Source organism: Streptomyces roseochromogenus subsp. oscitans DS 12.976, from assembly GCF_000497445.1.
Taxonomy (GTDB): Bacteria; Actinomycetota; Actinomycetes; order Streptomycetales; family Streptomycetaceae; genus Streptomyces; species Streptomyces oscitans.
The window spans coordinates 8823567-8841520 of the sequence record NZ_CM002285.1 but is presented as its reverse complement, the minus strand read 5'-3'; the positions used below and the strand labels follow the sequence as shown (position 1 = coordinate 8841520).

At 72.4% G+C, this 17954-nt stretch carries 12 protein-coding genes and 3 pseudogenes; 10 read left to right on the top strand and 5 right to left on the bottom strand.

All coding sequences use genetic code 11. The features are described from left to right. From M878_RS87960 to M878_RS87930, 7 genes and pseudogenes are all read left to right on the top strand, one after another. Positions 1 to 540: pseudogene (locus M878_RS87960) on the top strand (phosphotransferase); the annotation flags it as partial. Between the two features lie 4 nt (positions 541 to 544). Then, positions 545 to 2788 (top strand): 1,4-alpha-glucan branching enzyme, encoded by a 2244-nt coding sequence (gene glgB, locus M878_RS87955; RefSeq protein WP_023553106.1) that lies wholly within the window; start codon positions 545 to 547, stop codon positions 2786 to 2788. A 93-nt stretch (positions 2789 to 2881) separates the two neighbouring features. Further along, positions 2882 to 3970 (top strand): glutamate--cysteine ligase 2, encoded by a 1089-nt coding sequence (locus tag M878_RS87950; protein WP_023553105.1) that lies wholly within the window; start codon positions 2882 to 2884, stop codon positions 3968 to 3970. A gap of 206 nt (positions 3971 to 4176) precedes the next feature. After that, positions 4177 to 6075 (top strand): AMP-dependent synthetase/ligase, encoded by a 1899-nt coding sequence (locus M878_RS87945; RefSeq protein WP_023553104.1) that lies wholly within the window; start codon positions 4177 to 4179, stop codon positions 6073 to 6075. Between the two features lie 138 nt (positions 6076 to 6213). Then, the gene (locus tag M878_RS87940; protein WP_023553103.1) at positions 6214 to 6648 is read left to right on the top strand and encodes an ATP-binding protein; all 435 of its coding nucleotides are present in this window, start codon (positions 6214 to 6216) and stop codon (positions 6646 to 6648) included. A gap of 235 nt (positions 6649 to 6883) precedes the next feature. After that, positions 6884 to 8260 (top strand): NAD(P)/FAD-dependent oxidoreductase, encoded by a 1377-nt coding sequence (locus M878_RS87935; protein WP_023553102.1) that lies wholly within the window; start codon positions 6884 to 6886, stop codon positions 8258 to 8260. A 154-nt stretch (positions 8261 to 8414) separates the two neighbouring features. Further along, a complete protein-coding gene (locus tag M878_RS87930) occupies positions 8415 to 10631 on the top strand; it encodes an FUSC family protein (protein ID WP_023553101.1) in 2217 nt (738 codons plus the stop codon). Between the two features lie 18 nt (positions 10632 to 10649). Here the strand turns inward: M878_RS87930 and M878_RS87925 are convergent, their stop codons facing one another. Continuing rightward, a complete protein-coding gene (locus M878_RS87925; RefSeq protein WP_023553100.1) occupies positions 10650 to 11501 on the bottom strand; it encodes a SigB/SigF/SigG family RNA polymerase sigma factor in 852 nt (283 codons plus the stop codon). 521 nt (positions 11502 to 12022) lie between these two features. Here M878_RS87925 and M878_RS87920 point away from each other — a divergent pair. Continuing rightward, entirely contained in the window at positions 12023 to 12481 is a 459-nt protein-coding gene (locus M878_RS87920; RefSeq protein ID WP_023553099.1) for a cyclic nucleotide-binding domain-containing protein, read from the top strand. A gap of 1 nt (position 12482) precedes the next feature. On the opposite strand, the gene M878_RS87915 is transcribed toward M878_RS87920, so the two are convergent. Together M878_RS87915 and M878_RS87910 are read right to left on the bottom strand one after the other, a co-directional pair. Beyond that, on the bottom strand, positions 12483 to 13808 hold the full coding sequence (locus M878_RS87915; protein WP_023553098.1) for an MFS transporter: 1326 nt from the start codon (positions 13806 to 13808) through the stop codon (positions 12483 to 12485). A gap of 105 nt (positions 13809 to 13913) precedes the next feature. Further along, positions 13914 to 14306 (bottom strand): annotated as a pseudogene (locus M878_RS87910) (LysE/ArgO family amino acid transporter); the annotation flags it as partial. Between the two features lie 65 nt (positions 14307 to 14371). Here M878_RS87910 and M878_RS87905 point away from each other — a divergent pair. Then, the gene (locus M878_RS87905) at positions 14372 to 15259 is read left to right on the top strand and encodes a LysR family transcriptional regulator ArgP (protein ID WP_031227025.1); all 888 of its coding nucleotides are present in this window, start codon (positions 14372 to 14374) and stop codon (positions 15257 to 15259) included. 331 nt (positions 15260 to 15590) lie between these two features. Beyond that, complete coding sequence (locus M878_RS87900; protein WP_023553095.1) at positions 15591 to 15842, top strand: WhiB family transcriptional regulator; 252 nt, start codon at positions 15591 to 15593, stop codon at positions 15840 to 15842. 65 nt (positions 15843 to 15907) lie between these two features. On the opposite strand, the pseudogene M878_RS87895 reads toward M878_RS87900, so the two are convergent. Continuing rightward, positions 15908 to 16310, bottom strand: a pseudogene (locus M878_RS87895) (sensor histidine kinase); the annotation flags it as partial. A 61-nt stretch (positions 16311 to 16371) separates the two neighbouring features. Continuing rightward, positions 16372 to 17799 (bottom strand): M1 family metallopeptidase, encoded by a 1428-nt coding sequence (locus M878_RS87890; protein WP_023553093.1) that lies wholly within the window; start codon positions 17797 to 17799, stop codon positions 16372 to 16374. Positions 17800 to 17954: the final 155 nt, after the last annotated feature.

Here is a 17954-nt window from a genome sequence, read left to right as displayed (position 1 = left end):
CCGGGCGAGAACGGCCGTACGGCGCGGGCGATGTGCGCACGGCTGGACGCGGCCGCGCATGCCGTACCGGGGCTCAGGCCGTTCGTGCCGGGGCTGCGGGCCGCCTTCAAGGCACTCGCCACCTGCGACACCGGGCCGCCCGCGCAGCGCATCCACGGCGATCTGCACCTCGGGCAGGTACTGCGGGCCGGCCGCGACTGGTTCGTCATCGACTTCGAGGGCGAGCCGTCCCGGCCGCTCGCCGAGCGGCAGGCCCCGCACTCCCCGGTGCGGGACGTGGCGGGGATGCTGCGCTCCTTCGACTACGCGGCCCGGCAGCGCCGCCCCTGGCGACCCGAGTGGGCGCGCCGCTGCCGGGAGGCGTTCTGCGCGGGCTACGCGGCCCGCGCCGGCTGGGATCCACGGAAGAAGCACGCGCTGCTGCGCGCGCACGAGACGGACAGGGCGGTGTACGAGGTGCTGTACGAGGCGAGACACCGGCCGGACTGGCTGCCGGTACCGATGGCGGCGATCAAGCGGCTCGCCGTGTGGGGAGGCTGACGTCATGGCTCTGCGCGGCACCTCGCTCCCCGAGACCGCCGGCCCCGCGCCGGTCGGGGCCGTCCCTCACCCGGACAACGTCCGGGGGGACCCCCGTCCCCCCGCGCTCGACCAGGCCGAGCGCGGCCGGCTGCTCGGCGGCGCCCACCACGATCCGCATGCCCTGCTGGGCGCCCACCCGGTCCCGGGCGGCACCGTGTTCCGGGCGCTGCGCCCGCACGCGCGGGCGGTGAGCGTGGTGGCCGACGGCACGCGCCATCCGCTCGTGTCCGAGGGCGACGGTCTGTTCGCGGCCGTGCTGCCGTACCCGGAGATCCCGTCGGCGTACACGCTGCTGGTGGCGTACGACGACGTCGAGCAGGAGGTGCACGATCCGTACCGCTTCCTGCCCGCTGTCGGTGAGCTGGATCTGCATCTGATCCGGGAGGGCCGGCACGAGCAGCTGTGGCAGGCGCTCGGCGCCGAGCCGATGACACACCAGGGTGTGACCGGCACCCGCTTCACCGTGTGGGCGCCGAACGCCCAAGGGGTGCGGGTGGCCGGGGACTTCACGTACTGGGACGGCACCCAGTACCCGATGCGCTCGCTGGGCGCGTCCGGGGTGTGGGAGCTGTTCCTGCCCGGGATCGGCGAGGGCGCCAGGTACAAGTTCGAGATCACCTCCCGGTACGGCCATCGGTTCCTCAAGGCCGACCCGATGGCGCGGCGCACGGAGGTGCCGCCCGACACGGCGTCGGTCGTCGCGGTGTCACGGCATGAGTGGGGCGACGCGGAATGGATGGCCCACCGGGGCGACACGCCCGTGCACCAGGCCCCCTTCTCCGTGTACGAGGTCCATCTGCCGTCCTGGCGACCAGGACTGACGTATCGTCAGCTAGCTGACGAACTGCCCGCCTATGTCAAGGAGATGGGCTTCACGCACGTCGAGCTGATGCCGGTCGCCGGGCATCCGTTCAGCGGCTCCTGGGGTTACCAGGTCACCTCGTACTATGCGCCGACGCCGCGCCTCGGCTCCCCGGACGACTTCAAGTACCTGGTGGATGCGCTGCACCGGGCCGGGATCGGTGTGATCATGGACTGGGTGCCGGCGCACTTCCCGAAGGACGACTGGGCGCTGGCCCGGTTCGACGGGGAACCGCTGTACGAGCCCGGGGACTGGCGGCGGGCCGAGCATCCGGACTGGGGGACGTACGAGTTCGACTTCGGCCGCACCGAGGTGCGCAACTTCCTGGTCGCCAACGCGGTGTACTGGTGCCAGGAGTTCCACATCGACGGGCTGCGCGTGGACGCCGTCGCCTCGATGCTCTACCTCGACTACTCACGGGACTCCGGGCAGTGGGAGCCCAATGTCTTCGGCGGGCGGGAGGACCTGGACGCGGTCGCCTTTCTGCAGGAGATGAACGCCACCGTCTACCGGCGCTGCCCGGGTGTCGTGACGATCGCCGAGGAGTCCACCGCCTGGGACGGGGTGACCCGGCCGACGGACTGCGGCGGGCTCGGCTTCGGGCTGAAGTGGAACATGGGCTGGATGCATGACTCGCTGCAGTACATCCAGAAGGAGCCGGTGCACCGCAAGTACCACCACCACGAGATGACCTTCTCGATGGTGTACGCGTACAGCGAGAACTACGTCCTGCCGATCTCCCACGACGAGGTCGTGCACGGCAAGCAGGCGCTGGTGTCGAAGATGCCGGGCGACTGGTGGCAGCGCCGGGCCAACCACCGCGCCTACCTCGGCTTCATGTGGGCCCACCCGGGCAAACAGCTGTTGTTCATGGGGCAGGAGTTCGCCCAGGGGGCCGAGTGGTCCGAGGCGCACGGCCCCGAGTGGTGGCTGCTCGGCGACGACTACCACTCGGCCGGCGATCACCGGGGCGTGCGGGATCTCGTACGGGACCTGAACACGCTGTACCGGGACACCCCGGCCCTGTGGCAGCGGGACTGCGACCCGGGCGGCTTCCGGTGGGTGCTGTGCGATGCGGCGGACGACAACGTCTTCGCGTTCCTGCGCTTCGCCGCCGACGGCGCTCCGCTGCTCGCGGTCTCGAACTTCTCCCCGGTCGTCCGGCACGACTACGGGCTGTGGGTCCCGGACGGGTTCCCCGCCTGGCGGCAGGCGCTGAACACCGACGACGTCCGCTACGGCGGCAGCGGGGTCGGCAGCGCGGGGCCGCTGAAACGCGAGGACAATGGCCTCAGGGTCACGCTGCCGCCGCTCGCCACGCTCTGGCTGGCGCCGGAGCGCTGAACCACAGGTGTCGGAGGCCGGCCCAGGGGCAGCCGGGGTTCTCCCGGCCCCTGACCGGCCCCTCGTGGCATGAACACGGAAGGGTGGCACCACGTGCGCACCGTCGGAGTGGAGGAGGAACTCCTTCTGGTCGACCCGGAGAGCGGCGACCCGAGGGCAGTGGCTGCGGCCATCCTCGCTCAAGCCGCCCATGACGATCCCGGGCAGGACGTGTTCGACGAGGAGTTGTTCGGGCAGATGCTGGAGTTCGCCACGCATCCGCAGTCGGACATGGCGGCCCTCAGCGAGGAGATCGTGCGCTGCCGCAAGGAGGCGGCTCGGCACGCCGGGCAGTTCGGCTGCGCGGTCGCGGCGCTCGCCGCCTCCCCGCTCCCGGTCGATCCCTTGCTGACCGTGAACGAGCGCTATGCGTGGCTGGCCGAGCGGTTCGGGGTCGGCACCCGGGACCAGCTCGTCTGCGGCTGCCATGTCCATGTTGCGGTGGAGTCCGACGAGGAGGGGGTCGCGGTGCTCGACCGGCTGCGCCCATGGCTGCCGGCGCTCGTCGCGATCAGCGCCAACTCTCCGTTCTGGCAGGGCAGCGACACCGGCTACGCCAGCTACCGCACCCGGGTCTGGGAACGCTGGCCGTCGGCCGGCCCGACCGAGCTGTTCGTCTCGCCCGAGCGGTACCACCGCAGGGTGCGGGACATGATGGCCACCGGCGTCATCCTGGACGAGGCGATGGCCTACTTCGACGCGCGGCTGTCCGCCCACTGTCCGACCGTGGAGATCCGGGTGGCGGACGTGTGCCTGTGCGCGCAGACCGCCGTGCTCGTCGCCACCCTGACCCGTGCCCTGGTGGAGACGGCGGCGCGTGACTGGCGGGCCGGCCGGCCGCCGCCGGACCACAGCGTGAGCGTGCTCCGGCTGGGCGCCTGGCAGGCCGCCCGGTCGGGGATGGACCAGGACCTGCTCGACCCCGTGACCATGCGGCCCCGCCCCGCTCCGGAGGTGCTGCGCGCGCTGCTGGAGTACACCGGGGACGCCCTCACCGCCTGCGGTGACGCCGAACGCGCCGAGCAGGGCCTCACGGAGCTGCTGCGGCGGGGCAACGGGGCCCGTCAGCAGCGCCGGCTGCTGGAGCGGGCCGGCAGCCTGCGCGGGGTCGTCACCGAGTGCGTACGGCACACCCAGGGCTGAGCCCGCTGGCCGTCACCCACGTCCGAACGCTCCGGCCGTCACCCACGTCCGCACGCGTCTCCGCCGCGCCCCGGACACGCGCAGGTCATCAGCCGATCACGACTTCTCCGTTCCCCGCACCGGACGCGCTCGGCTCGGCTACATTCGAGCACCGCCGACACAGAGCCGATCGGCGGTGTGACCCTCCGTACACCCTGGAGCAACGCATGCGCGACGTCGCTTTCGCTCCCGCCGTTGCCCCGCCGCTCACCGGCGGTCTCGCCGACAGCGTCTTCGACACCGCGGAGCGCAGTCCCACCCTGCCGGTGCTCGCGCACCGTGCGGATCCCGCCGCCACCGTCTGGCAGGAGGTGACGGCCCTGGAGCTGCGGGACGAGGTGGTCGACCTGGCCAAGGGGCTGGTCGCCGCCGGGATCTCCCCCGGCCACCGGGTGGCCCTGATGTCCCGCACCCGTCACGAGTGGACCGTGTTCAGCCTCGCGCTGTGGGCCGTGGGCGCGGAGGTCGTGCCGATCCATCCGGCCTCCTCGCGCGACCAGGCCGAGTGGATCCTGCGGGACGCCGGCTGTGTGGCCGTGCTGGTCGAGGACGAGCAGGGCGTGATGACCGTCGGCACGGTGTGTGCCGGGCTGCCGCGGCTGCGCCACGTCTGGCAGCTGGACGCGGGCGCGGTGCCCGAACTCGTCCGCCAGGGCGCGGTGGTGCCGTACACCACCGTGGAGTCGCTGCGCCGGATCGTGCTGCCGGACGCCACGGCGGCGGTCGTCTACACCTCCGGCACGTCCGGCCGCCCCCAGGGCTGCGCGCTGAGCCACCGCGGTCTCGCCTACCCCTGCGACACGGTGCTGGCCGGCTGGGCGCACACCGCGGCACCCCCGGGGCAGCAGCCGTCGGTGCTGGCCTTCCTGCCGTTCTCGCATGTGTACGGCATCATGATCATGCTCACGTGTGTCCGCGGCGGTGTGCTGATGGCGCACGAGCCGGAGCTGACCGAGGCCTCGCTGACGTCGGCGCTGCGCACGTTCCGGCCGACGTATCTGTACGGCGTGCCGTCGGTGTTCGAGAAGCTCTACAAGAATGTCCTGCGGGCCGCGCAACAGGCGGGCCGGGGTGTCCTGTTCGAGCGGGCCGCACAGACCGCGCGGGACTTCGCCGCGGCCGAGGAGCGCCGCCGGCTGGGCACCGGGCCGGGTCCCGGGCTCGACCTCAGACTGCAGCACGCCCTGTACGAGCGGACGGTGTACCGCAGGCTGCGGGCGGCGCTCGGCGGGCGGGTGGTGCGCGGCACCTCCGGCGGTTCCTCGCTCAGCCGTGAACTGACCCTGTTCTACGACGGCATCGGCATCTTCGTCCACGACGGCTACGGCCTGACCGAGGCCTCCGGCGGGATCACCATGCAGCCGCTCGGCCGGGAGAAGTCCGGGACCGTGGGCCGGCCGCTGCCGGGCACCGAGGTCCAGGTGGCCGACGACGGGGAGATCCTGGTCCGCGGCCCGTCGGTGTTCCAGGGCTATGTCGGTGACGAGGCGGCGACGCGGGCCGCGCTGCGCGGCGGCTGGCTGGCCACCGGGGACATCGGGCGAGTGGACTCCGAGGGCTATCTGACGATCACCGGGCGCAAGAAGGACATCATCGTCACCAGCGGCGGCACGAGCGTCGCCCCGGCCCTGCTGGAGCAGCGGCTGCGTATGCACCCGCTCGTCCACCAGGCGGTCGTGCTCGGCGACGACCGGCCCTGCGTCGGCGCCCTGCTGACCCTGGACCCGGACTTCCTCGCGCACTGGCGGGCCGGCCTGGCGCTCCAGGGCGGCGGTCCGGGCCGCGAGACCCGTGAGGAGAACGCGCTGCGGGACGAGATCGCGCGGGCCGTGGCCTCCGCGAACAGTGCCGTGTCGCGTGCGGAGTCCATCCGGGTCTACCGGGTCCTGCCGGAGCCGTTCGCCGCGGACAACGGACTGCTCACCCCGTCGATGAAGCTGCGCCGGGACGCGATAGTCCGGCATTACGCCGCCGAGATCGAAGTGATGTACCAGGCGCGGTCCCGGGTGGCGCGGAGCCCGCGGGAGCCGGCGGACTGGGACGAGCCGGACGACGTCTTCCGCTGACGTCCTGTACCCCGCGGCCGCCCTCGTACATAGCCCCCCGGCTGCGGGGAACCCGCACACGCAGAAGGAGATCAGACCGACGACCGGCTCGTCCGAGGGTCCGCCGGGCCCTGACCAGCCGGAACCAGGGAATGCGAGATGTCGACGGAGCGGCGCGGGGGCGGCATACCGCCTGCGGAGGACAGCTATGAGCGCGTCTTCGCCTTCGCGGGTGAGCTGCAGAATGTCACGGAGGCGCGGCTCGCCGCGGAGGAGTTCCTGGGCGCGCTCGCCCTGCGCTCGCCGCCGGCCGCGCACGAGTACTGGGACGACATCGTGCTGGTCGTGACGGAGCTGGCCGCCAACGCGATCCAGTACGCGCCCGGGCCGTTCGGCCTGCGACTGCGCCGCACCTTCGACGGTGTGCACGTGACGATGCACGACACGAGCACGGTCAGGCCCAGAGCGCGGCCCTTCCAGCCGGGCACGGGCGGCGGCGGCATCGGCTGGCACCTGGTGCACACGCTGTGCACGCAGGTCAGCGTCATCGTGCACGACGAGGGCAAGGACATCCACGCGTTCCTGCCCTGGTGACTCCGTAAGGACCGGCGGCCGTGTACGCGTCGTACGTCGCCTGCGCGCACGACGTGTAAGTGTGCGAACCCCGGTTACTCCGCCCCGTGTGGGGGCATGCTGGTGCCCACGCGTTCGTCTGCCTGCCGCGCCCGGCTGGCGGAACGGTCCGGGGCACGGTGGGATCGAAGGTGGTGCGCCTCGATCCAGGCAGGCGAACGGCGTCGAGTCGGACCGCCTGGAGCCGCAGAAAGGGATGAACACCGTGACACGACCCAGGATCCTGGTGGTTGGCGCAGGCTTCGCCGGAGTGGGGTGCGTCCGCCGCCTGGAGCGGAAACTCGCTCCCGCCGAGGCCGACGTCACCCTGGTGACGCCTTACTCCTACCAGCTGTATCTGCCCCTGCTGCCCCAGGTCGCCTCCGGTGTGCTCACGCCGCAGTCGATCGCCCTGAGCCTGCGCCGCAGCAAGAAGTACCGCACCCGGATCCTGCCCGGCGGCGCGATCGGCGTGGATCTGAAGGCCAAGGTGTGCGTCGTGCGCACCATCACCGACCAGACCGTCAACGAGCCCTACGACTACATCGTGCTGGCTCCCGGCAGTGTGACCCGCACCTTCGACATCCCGGGTCTGACCGACCACGCCTTCGGGATGAAGACCCTCGCCGAGGCCGCCTACATCCGCGACCACGTCATCACCCAGCTCGACCTCGCCGACGCCAGCGACGACCCGGTCGAGCGGGCCGCCCGGCTGCAGTTCGTGGTGGTCGGAGGCGGATACGCCGGCACCGAGACCGCCGCCTGTCTGCAACGGCTGACGCACGCGGCCGTCGCCCGCTACCCGCGCCTGGATCCCGGCCTGATCAAGTGGCATCTGATCGACATCGCGCCCAAGCTCATGCCGGAGCTCGGCGACAAGCTCGGCCGCAGCGCGCAGGAGATCCTGGGGCGGCGCGGCATCGAGGTGTCGCTGGGCGTGTCGATCGAGAAGGCAGGGGCGGAGGAGGTCACCTTCACCGACGGCCGGGTGGTGCCGACGCACACACTGATCTGGACGGCCGGTGTGGTCGCGAGCCCGCTGATCGCCACGCTCGGCGCGGAGACGGTCCGCGGCCGGCTCGCGGTCACCCCGGAGATGACCCTGCCGGGCTACGACGGGGTGTTCTCGCTCGGCGACTCGGCCGCCGTACCGGACCTGGCCAAGCGCGAGAAGGGCACGGTCTGCCCGCCCACCGCGCAGCACGCGATGCGCCAGGGCAAGACGGTCGCCGACAACGTCATCGCGACCCTGCGGGGGCAGCCGCTGCAGCCGTATGTGCACCATGACCTGGGCCTCGTCGTCGACCTCGGTGGCAAGGACGCGGTGTCCAAACCGCTCGGCATCGAGCTGCGCGGGCTGCCGGCGCAGGCGGTGGCCCGCGGGTACCACTGGTCGGCGCTGCGCACCAACGTCGCCAAGACCCGGGTGATGACCAACTGGCTGCTGAACGCGGTCGCGGGCGACGATTTCGTCCGCACCGGCTTCCAGGCCCGCAAGCCCGCCCGGCTGAAGGACTTCGAGTTCACCGACTCGTATCTGACGCCGGCACAGGTGCGGGCCCGGGCGGACGGGACGGCCGGGGGGAGCCCGTGAGGTGACTTGGATCACCGGTGACCGCTGATCACTTCCCGGCTGACCGGAAGGCAGGAAATTCGGACCGTTGTGCGATGCTGGGTCGTAGATCGATTTCTGGCACGGGAGAGAGCGCGGCGGCGTGAGCACAGCGGGACGGTCGGGGCGGGTACGGATGTGGGACCGGCTCGCGGCGTCCGATCCCGGGCTGCTCAGGCTCACCGCCGGTCTGCGCACGGTCGTCGCGATCGCGCTGACCCTGACCGTCCTGGCCGCTCTGCGGGTGCCGGTGTCCCAGCTGGTCGCCGGTGCCATGGCGGCGATGGTGTCGACCTTCGCGATCCGCGAGAAGCAGCGCTCCCAGCAGGCCGTGACGCTCGCGCTCGGCCTGCCGGTGGCCCTGGCCTCGGTGTCGTTGGGCGCGCTGCTGAACCAACGGGTCGTCGTCGGTGACCTGTTCTTCGTCGCCCTCATCTTCTGCGCGGTCTACGGCCGCCGGTTCGGCGACCGCGGCACGGCGCTCGGCCTGATCGGTTTTCAGGTCTACTTCCTCTCCCTGTTCGTGCACGCGACGACCGCCACGCTGCCCGCGCTGTACGGCGTCCTCTGCGTGGCGTTCGCCTGCAGTGCCGCCGCGCGCTTCGTGCTGCTGCCGCAGACCCCGGCCGGCACCCTGGACCGGCTGCGGCGGGCGTTCCGCGCCCGGCTCGCCCAGCTGATCGCCGTCCAGGCCGAGTTGCTGGACGCCGGCCCGGACGACGTGGAGAAGGTCCTGGAGGATCTGCGCACGGCCACCGCGCGGCTGCACGAGACGGCGCTGATGATCCAGGGGCGCCTTGAGGACGGCACCTCCGACGTGACCGTCGCCCGGCTGCTGCAGCGCCGGATCGCCGACGCCGAGATCGCCTCCGAACGGCTCGGCCTGCTCCTGCTCACCGCGCGCAGCGCCGAGCGGACCGACACCCTGACCCTGCATCTGCCGGGCGCCCCGCTGCCCTTGGGCGGTGAGCTGCCGGTGCGGGACGACGCGGCGGAGGCGCTGCGCCGGGATCTGCAGGCGCTGCGGGTGCTGATGCTGCGGCCGCTCGGCGAGGCCCGCGGCACTGCGCTCGCGCAGGTGCGCAACCGGCTGCTCGGCTACCGCGAGGAGGAGAACCTGCCCAAGGCCTCTCCTGCTGTGCAGGACGTCTTCCGTGGGCTCGGCGAGGCCGCCCGTGCCGCCCTGGGGCTGCGGCTGGCACTGGACGGGCCGCAGGACGAGTCGGACGACAGCCCGGCCACGGCCCGCTCGCGTGAGGAGCTGGACGCGGAGGACGCCGCGATCGAGGCGGGTGAGGAGGCGGAGGAGCCGGAGCCGACCGGCCTCAGCCGTCCCACGACACGGGCCGCGGTGCAGGTGGCCGTCGGCTCCGCGCTGGCCATCGCCGGCGGCGAGCTGCTGTCCAGTCAGCGCTGGTACTGGGCGGTGCTGACCTGCTGGATCGTGTTCATCAACACCGCTTCCACCGGCGAGATCCTGGTGAAGGGCTACCGGCGGCTGCTGGGCACGGTGCTCGGCGTGGTGGCCGGCATCGGGCTCGCCGTACTGGTCGGGCACCACACGTGGACGGCGTTCGCGCTGGTGCTCGTGTTCATCTTCGCGATGTTCTACACCGCGCCCCTGTCGTACACGCTGATGTCGTTCTTCGTCACGGCGATGCTGGGACTGCTGTACACGCTGCTGAACACCTACAGCCTGTCGGTGCTGGTGCTGCGGGTGGAGGAGACGGCGCTCGGCGCGGCCTGCGGGGTGATCGCGGCGGCGGTGGTGCTGCCGATCCACACCGACCGCCGTACCAACGAACTCCTCGTCGAGGTGCTGAACCGGCTCGCCGAGGTCACGCGGGCCGCCGTGGACCAGCTGAGCGGCGGGGCGGGCGCCGATCTGGTGGAGGAGGCCCGCGATCTGGACCAGGCGCTCGCCGACCTGCGCACGGCCACCGAGCCGCTGACCCATCCGATCGCCCCGCTGCGCGCCCGCCGGGACACCGCCCGGTACGTGGTGGCGCTGCTGGAGACGTGCGCCTACCACGGGCGTTCACTCGCGGCCACGGCCGAGCTGCTGCCGACGCATCCGTCAATCGCGGCGGACCCCCGGCTGCGCGGGGCGTGTGCGCGGATCGTGCACAACATCGAGGCGATCTCCGCGCATGTCGCCGACCCGCGCGCCACGGCGGAGATCGAGACAGGCCCGAGCATCGCCTCGATGCTGGAGCCGGGAACGCTGCGTACCCCGCGCTACGGCCGGGTCACCGACCGGGTGCTGCGCCATCTGCAGCGGCTGGACGAGGCGGTCTCGGGCCTGGCCCGGCCGCTGGGCATCACCACCGGGGCGGACCGGCCGAAGAAGTGACGGTCCCTCGGCCGCGCGTCATACCGGGCGGGCGCCGCCCGTGCACCGGCCCAGCGCCTCGTCGCGGACGCGGGCGCAGCTGCGGCTGATCAGCCGGGAGACATGCATCTGGGAGATGCCCAGCCGGTCGGCGATGCGGCTCTGCGTCATGTCCTCGAAGAACCGCATGTAGAGGATGGCCCGTTCCCGCTCGGGCAGCCGGCGCAGACCCGCCTTCGCGGCCTCGCGGTCGACCACGACGTCGTAGGAGGTGTCCGTCGCGCCGAGGGTGTCGGTGAGGCTGCAGCCGTCGTCCCCGGCGGACAGTTCGGCGTCCAGGGACAGGGTGCTGAAGCTCTCCAGCGCCTCCAGGCCCGCGCCGACCTCCTCCTCGGTGAGACCGGTGTGGGCGGCGATGGCGGTGACGGTGGGTTCGGGGCTGCCGGGGTGCTGGGCGAGTTCGCGGCGGGCCAGGCGCACCCGGTTGCGCAGTTCCTGGATCCGGCGCGGCACCCTGAGGGCCCACATCCGGTCCCGGAAGTGCCGCTTGACCTCGCCGGTGACGGTCGGCACCGCATAGCTCTCGAAGGCCCCGCGGGAGGGGTCGAACCGGTCGACGGCCTTGACCAGCCCGAGTGCGGCCACCTGCCGCAGGTCCTCGACGGACTCGCCCCGGTCGCGGAAGCGGCCGGCGATGCGGTGGGCCATGGGCAGCCAGGCGGCGACGAGTTCGCCGCGCAGGGCGTCCCGTTCGGGGCCGTCGCCCAGGTTCGCGAGCCGGGCGAACAGTTCCGCGGTGTCAGGGGTGTCGTCATGGGTTCTGCGCGCGGGTGTGGCGCAGGTGGTCGTGGCGGGCGTTCCGGGACGGCTTGTCGACAAGTCGGTCAGCATGCGGAATCGCTCCTGAACGTGGTTTCAGGGCACGCGACCGGAAGCAGGGTTCCGGAGCCTGCCCGAACGGTGAGGTCAGGGTTGCCGCGGGCGGACCGCCCGGTCCGCCGGAAGGGGGATCCCGGCGGTCGTACGGTTCCCGCTGGGCGCGCGCCTCCGGTCCGAAGCACGAGATTCCGCCTGCCCCTCGGTCCCCGGCGCAAACACCGTGTCGCGGAGGGCGTGAAACAGGTCACGTGACCTACTTCTGAGTACCGACACACCAACCAGATGGTTTATCGTTCATGCATACGTGGTGCGGGGGGTGACCGGAACCGTCCTTCCTCCCTCGACCGCATCACCGTAGACGGCCCTGGCTGGCCTCCCCCGTCCAGCCAGGGCTTCTTGCTGTCCGCAGCCGGCGGCGGAACGGGGACCCGCCGAGGAAATCCGCGTCCTTCGAGGTGCCCCAAGGGGCGGCAGCGGCTGAAATGGGCTGAGAGGAACGCACCCGAACCGCCGCCGGCGAGGAGCCCCGCGCCATGACCAAAGCGATAAAACTGCTGACCGCCCTGCCCCAGGCGCAGCGCGAGCGCCTGATGGAACTGGCCGAGGAGGTCTCGTTCCCGGAGGACACGCGCATCTTCGAGGCGGGCGGTACCGCCGACCGGTTCTGGGTGATCCGTTCGGGCGCGGTCCACCTGGACCAGCAGGTCACCTCCCGGCAGCGGGTGACGGTGGCCTCGCTCGGCGCCGGCGACCTGCTCGGCTGGTCCTGGCTGTTCCCGCCGTACCAGTGGGACTTCGGCGCGGTGGCCTACACCGACGTACGGGCCTACGAGTTCGACGGACCCTCCGTGCTCGCACTGAGCGTGGAGGACCCGCTGCTCGGGCTCTCCCTGGTCCGGACGGTGGCCGAGATCCTCGCCCACCGCCTGGAGACGACGCGGGGCAAGCTGATGGACCAGTACTCCATCCAGCGGCGCACCGGACTGCTGTAGCTCAGATCCGGTATCGGCGCAGTGCCGGTACGGCCGCGGTCAGGGCCAGCATGACCACGACGACCAGTGCGCCACCGCCCGCCACGGCGGCCCGCGGGCCGAACGCCGAGCCGACCGTGCCGTGCAGCACGTCGGCCAGGCGCGGACCGCCCACGACGACCACCGTGAACACGCCCTGCATCCGGCCGCGCATCTCGTCGGTCGCCGCCGACAGCAGGATCGCACCGCGGAACACCATCGAGACCATGTCGGCGACACCGGCTGCGGCGAGGAAGGCCAGAGCCACCCACAGGTTGCCGCTCAGCCCGGAGCCGGCGATGGCCACGCCCCAGGCGACGACCGCGCCGACGACCATCCAGCCGTGCCGGCGGGCCCGCGAGAACACACCGGAGAACAGGCCGCCGAGCACCGCGCCGACCGGGATGCCGGCGAACAGCACGCCGAGCGCCAGCCCTTCGCCGTAGGAGTGGTAGGTCTGGGCGGCCAGCTGCGGGAACAGCGCGCGGGGCATGCCGAGGACCATGGCGACGATGTCGGCGAGGAACGACAGCAGCAGCACCTTGTGCCGGGACATGTAGCGGAAGCCCTCGGCTATCTCGCGTATCCCGGCCCGGCGGGCGGCGACCTCGCCGAGCGGCGGCAGCGCGGGCAGCCGGAAGACGGCCCACACGGTCAGGCACAGCGCCAGGGCGTCGAGGAGGTACAGCTCGGGCAGCCCGATGACCGGGATCAGCGCACCGGCGAGCAGCGGGCCCGCCACCAGGCCGGTCTGCGTCACCGTCGAGCCGAGCGCGCCCGCGGCGGGCAGTTCCGCGGCCGGGACCAGCCGGGCGATGGAGGCGTTGCGGGCGGGGGCGTTGAGCCCGAAGAACGCCTGCTGCACCGCGAGCAGCAGCATCAGTACGACGACCGAGTCCAGCCCGCTGACGGCCTGCGCCCAGAACAGCAGCGAGGTCACGGCGATGCCGGAGTTGGTGACCAGCAGCAGCTTGCGCCGGTCCACGGTGTCGGCGACCGCCCCGCCCCACAGCGCGAACGCCACCATGGGCACGAGGCCCGCCAGGCTCGCGTAGCCCACCCATGCCGAGGAGTGCGTGATGTCGTAGATCTGCTTCGGCACGGCGACGGCGGTGAGCTGACTGCCGACGGCGGTGACGATGGTCGACGTCCACAGGCGCCGGTAGGCGGGGATGCGCAGCGGGCGGGTGTCCATCGCCCAGCGGCGCCAGCCGCGCCGGGGCGCAGGCGCCGCGTCCGTCACCTCCGTCGCATCCGTCGTGTGCGTCGCGGAGTCGGGTTCGGTGGTGCTGCTCTCGCTCGTGTCCACGGGTGTCCTGGTCGCTCGCTACTTGCTCGCTACATCTTTTCTCTTCGAGAACCTGACTATCTCAGGATCCCGTGTACATGCCGAAGGGTTTTCGCTCAGGAACCGGACATGAGCGTGCGGGTTGAGCCAGGTCATCGCGAGGCAGGTGAGCACCGCCCGGCGCCGGGAGCCGGCGGTCTCCCCCTCGGCGCTCAGCCCGGCGGCGCCCCACCTGAACACCCGGCGGGCGGCGAGGACGCCGTAGCAGAGCAGGAAGACACCCCCGACGAGGCCGACCGCCCGGACCGCGCCCGGCCACGCCACCACGACCGCCCCGACCCCGCCGACGCCGAGCGCGATGAGCACCGCGTCGGACAGCGCGCAGATGCCGACCACGGCGAGGACCGCGTCCCGGCGCACCCCCTGCCGCAGGACGAAGGCGTTCTGCGCGCCGATGGCGACGATCAGGGAGAGGCCGGTGCCGAAGCTGGCGGCCGCGGCGGTCAGGGCCTGGTTCATGCGTCGAACCCAGGCAGACCGCTCTGCGCAGTACAGCTAAAGTTTCTTATCTATCCTTAGCGATTGTGATGACCGAGCTTCCCCTGGACCAGGTGCGGACGCTGCTCGCCGTGGTGGACGAGGGCACCTTCGACGCCGCCGCGGCCGCCCTGCATGTGACGCCGTCGGCGGTCAGCCAGCGGGTCAAGGCACTCGAACAGCGCACCGGCCGGGTGCTGCTGCAGCGCACCAAGCCCGTGCGGGCCACGGAGTCGGGCGCGGTGCTGGTGCGCTACGCCCGGCAGCTCGCGCGGCTGGAGCGGGACGCCTGGGGCGAGCTGGGGCTGAGCGGTGCCGGGGAGCCGACGCGGGTGTCGGTGGCGGTGAACGCGGACTCCCTGGCGACCTGGTTCCTGCCGGCGCTGACCCGGGTGGCGGGACTCTGCTACGAACTGCACCGCGAGGACGAGGACCATACGGCGGCCCTGCTGCGCGAGGGTCTGGTGATGGCGGCCGTGACCTCCGTGCCCGATCCGGTGCCGGGCTGCGCCGTGCGGCTGCTCGGCCGGATGCGCTATCTGCCGGTCGCCGCACCGGAGTTCACCGGGACGCATCTGGCCGGGCGGCCGCTGCCGGAGGCTCTTCCCCAGGCGCCCGTCGTGGCCTTCGACCGCAAGGACGACTTCCAGGACGCCTTCGTACGGCGGCTGGGGGGCGGCTCGGCCGGTCCGTCCCGGCACCACGTGCCCACCTCGGAGGGATTCCTGGACGCGGTCGCCGCGGGACTCGGCTGGGGCATGGTGCCGGAGGTCCAGGCGGACCCACTGCTCACGGCGGGCCGGCTCGTGCTCCTCGCCCCCGACGCGTGGATGGACGTCGCGCTGTACTGGCAGCAGTGGAAGCTCGACTCCCCCGCACTCGCGGCACTGGCCGAGGCGGTGGCGGCGACGGCGGCCGAGGCGCTGCGCAGTTGACGGCCCCGTCACGCTTTATCCGTTTCACACCGATGCGAGCGCCCGGCGGAGTACGGTGGTCGCGCGGTGGCGCGGCGCCCGGCGGTCCCACACGGTCCTGCCCGCCAACTCCGCGCCGCCGGTGCCCGGTCGGGCACGGGTGTCCGCGGCCGATGGCCGATCCGCCCCGTTTCCCGGCCTGTTGAGCGCGGACGGCTCACCCTGGGCCGTACGCGCGCCCATGACCGGATCGCGATCCTCGCGCGATCCCCCGCCGGTCGCGCCGTTTCACACCGCCCCGGCCGGTCACCCGAACCCGGACCACGCATTCCCTCCGATCCAGGAGACTTCGATGGACAACTGGCGCGACCATGCCGCCTGCCGTCACGAAGACCCCGACCTCTTCTTCCCCATCGGCACCACCGGACCCGCCCAGGTGCAGACCGAGCGGGCCAAGGCGGTGTGCGGGCACTGCCCCGTCCGGGAGCCGTGCCTGGACTGGGCGCTGGGGACGGGCCAGAGCATGGGCATCTGGGGCGGGACGACCGAGCTGGAGCGCCGTGCGCTGCGCCGCCGCGCCCGCTCCCGGCCGCGCTCGGCCTGACCCTGCCACCCGCCATGGGCGGTGAGGGTGCGTCGCCGTGGTCCGGCGAAGGGTAGCCACACCGTTCAGACCGCGCCCTCGCCGGGCTCGCCCGCGGCGTCGGCCGTGCCGCCGTGGGCGGCGACCAGGCGGCCCACGATCGGCAGGCCCAGGCCGCTGCCGCCGGTGCGGCGACCGCGGGACTTCGCGGCGCGCCAGAACCGGTCGAAGACGTGCGGCAGGTCCTCCGGCACGATGCCCGCCCCGGTGACGGTGACGATGCGGACGACGTCCATGCCGTCCCGGTGGGCCGCGAGCGTGACCGTGCCGTCGGCCGGCGTGTGCCGCGGCGCGTTGGAGACCAGGTTCCCGAGGGCCTGCCGCATCGGTACCGGGTCGGCGTCCAGCCAGGCCGCGTCGTCGGCCTCGGTGCGCAGGGCTACCCCGGGCGGCTCCGGCTGCGACCCGGTGGGCGGCGACCTGGTCGAGCGGAGCCGACGGCCTGCTCGCACCGCGCCCTGGCGCGCACTTGTGTGGAACCGGTCAGGGTTCAGGCGCTGTTCGGCTTGCCTCTCGCGTACAGCCACGTGTGGAACAGTCCGGCCAGACGCTTCCCCGACGTCCCCTCGGCGAGCCGCACGAACTGGGCCGTCGTACCGTGGCCGTCGCGGTGTCCGGCCGTCCAGGCGCGCAGGATCCGGAAGAAGTCCCCGTCGCCGACGGCTTTGCGCAGTTCGTGCAGGGTCATGGCGGCGCGGACGTAGACGGGCGTGCCGAAGATGTTCTTGCCGCTGCCCGGATCGCCCGGCGGGTAGGCCCACAGCGGGTCGCTCGCCGGGCGCGCGTAGTCGGCGTCGAAGGTCTTCTGGGCGCTGTCGCCGCCGTGCTGCTCGGCGTACAGCCACTCGGTGTAGGTGGCGAAGCCCTCGTTGAGCCAGATGTCCTTCCAGGAGGTCAGCGAGACGGAGTCGCCGAACCACTGGTGGGTGTTCTCGTGAACGAGGGTGTTCAGGTCGGGCGCGGAGTCGTAGAGCGGCCGGGTCTGGGTCTCCAGGGCGTAGCCGGTGTCCGGGGCGTGGTCGACGATCGATCCGGCGGAGCGGTACGGGTACGGCCCGAACAGCTTGCTCTCCCATGCGAGGACGGACGGCAGCTGCTTCAGCACCGGAGCGGCCGCGCTCGCCTCGCGCGGGTCGACGGCGTTGTACACATGGATGCCGTCGCGGGTGGTGTACTGCTCGACCTCGAAGTTTCCGATGGTCGCGGTGGCGAGGTAGGAGGCCATCGGCTGGGTCTCGCGCCAGCGGAAGGTCGTACGACCGTGTGTGGTGCGCTGTGCGAGGAGATCGCCGTTGGCGACGGCCGTGCGCCCCTGCGGAACGGTGATGGTGAAGTCGTACGACGCCTTGTCCTTGGGGTGGTTGTTCGCCGGGAACCAGGTCATCGCGCCCTGCGGTTCGCCCGCGACGAAGGCGCCGTCGTCGGTGGGGATCCAGCCGTCCGTGCTGCCGTCGGGGTCGGTGACCGGCTTCGGGGTGCCGTTGTAGGCGACGGTGACCCGGAAGTTCCTGCCCGTGCGCAGGGTGTGGCGCGAGGTGACGACGAGTTCCTGGCCGACGCGCCGGAAGGCCGCGGGCGCGCCGTCGACGGTGACGCCGCTGACCTTCAGGCCCTGGAGGTCGAGGTCGAAGCGGCTGAGGTTCTGGGTGGCGCGGGCGGTGAGCACAGCCTCGCCGTCGAGGTGCCGGGAGGAGGTGTCATAACGGAGCGTCAGGTCGTAGTGCCGGACGTGGTAGCCGCCGTTGCCGCTGAGCGGGAAGTAGGGGTCGCCCGCGCCGGGTGCGCCGGTCGTGTCCGCCGCGGTGGGTCCGGCGGCGCCGATGACTGCCGCCACGGCGACGGGGAGGGTGGCGAGGACCGTGTCGCGGCGCAGGCCGACGCCACGACGCCGGGCGGGCTGTCTGCGAGGTCGCGTCACGGGCGCTCCCCGGGAGCTGGCTGGTGATCGTCTGGCCGACAGACTAGGCGCGCGGGTGTCCCGGGCTCCCCCACATTCAGGTCAAGTCTCGCCGCGTCGTCGCCCGGGGAGACGGGGCGCGCCGCATAGGCTCGCGGAACCGTCCGTCCGCCGTC

Excerpts from the sequence above, each read along its gene's own strand:
- M878_RS87920 (WP_023553099.1), top strand. The coding sequence starts at position 12,023 with ATGACCAAAGCGATAAAACTGCTGACCGCCCTGCCCCAGGCGCAGCGC.
- M878_RS87930 (WP_023553101.1), top strand. The coding sequence starts at position 8,415 with ATGTGGGACCGGCTCGCGGCGTCCGATCCCGGGCTGCTCAGGCTCACC.
- M878_RS87940 (WP_023553103.1), top strand. The coding sequence starts at position 6,214 with ATGTCGACGGAGCGGCGCGGGGGCGGCATACCGCCTGCGGAGGACAGC.
- glgB (WP_023553106.1), top strand. The coding sequence starts at position 545 with ATGGCTCTGCGCGGCACCTCGCTCCCCGAGACCGCCGGCCCCGCGCCG.
- M878_RS87925 (WP_023553100.1), bottom strand. The coding sequence starts at position 11,501 with ATGCTGACCGACTTGTCGACAAGCCGTCCCGGAACGCCCGCCACGACC.
- M878_RS87900 (WP_023553095.1), top strand. The coding sequence starts at position 15,591 with ATGGACAACTGGCGCGACCATGCCGCCTGCCGTCACGAAGACCCCGAC.
- M878_RS87935 (WP_023553102.1), top strand. The coding sequence starts at position 6,884 with ATGAACACCGTGACACGACCCAGGATCCTGGTGGTTGGCGCAGGCTTC.
- M878_RS87945 (WP_023553104.1), top strand. The coding sequence starts at position 4,177 with ATGCGCGACGTCGCTTTCGCTCCCGCCGTTGCCCCGCCGCTCACCGGC.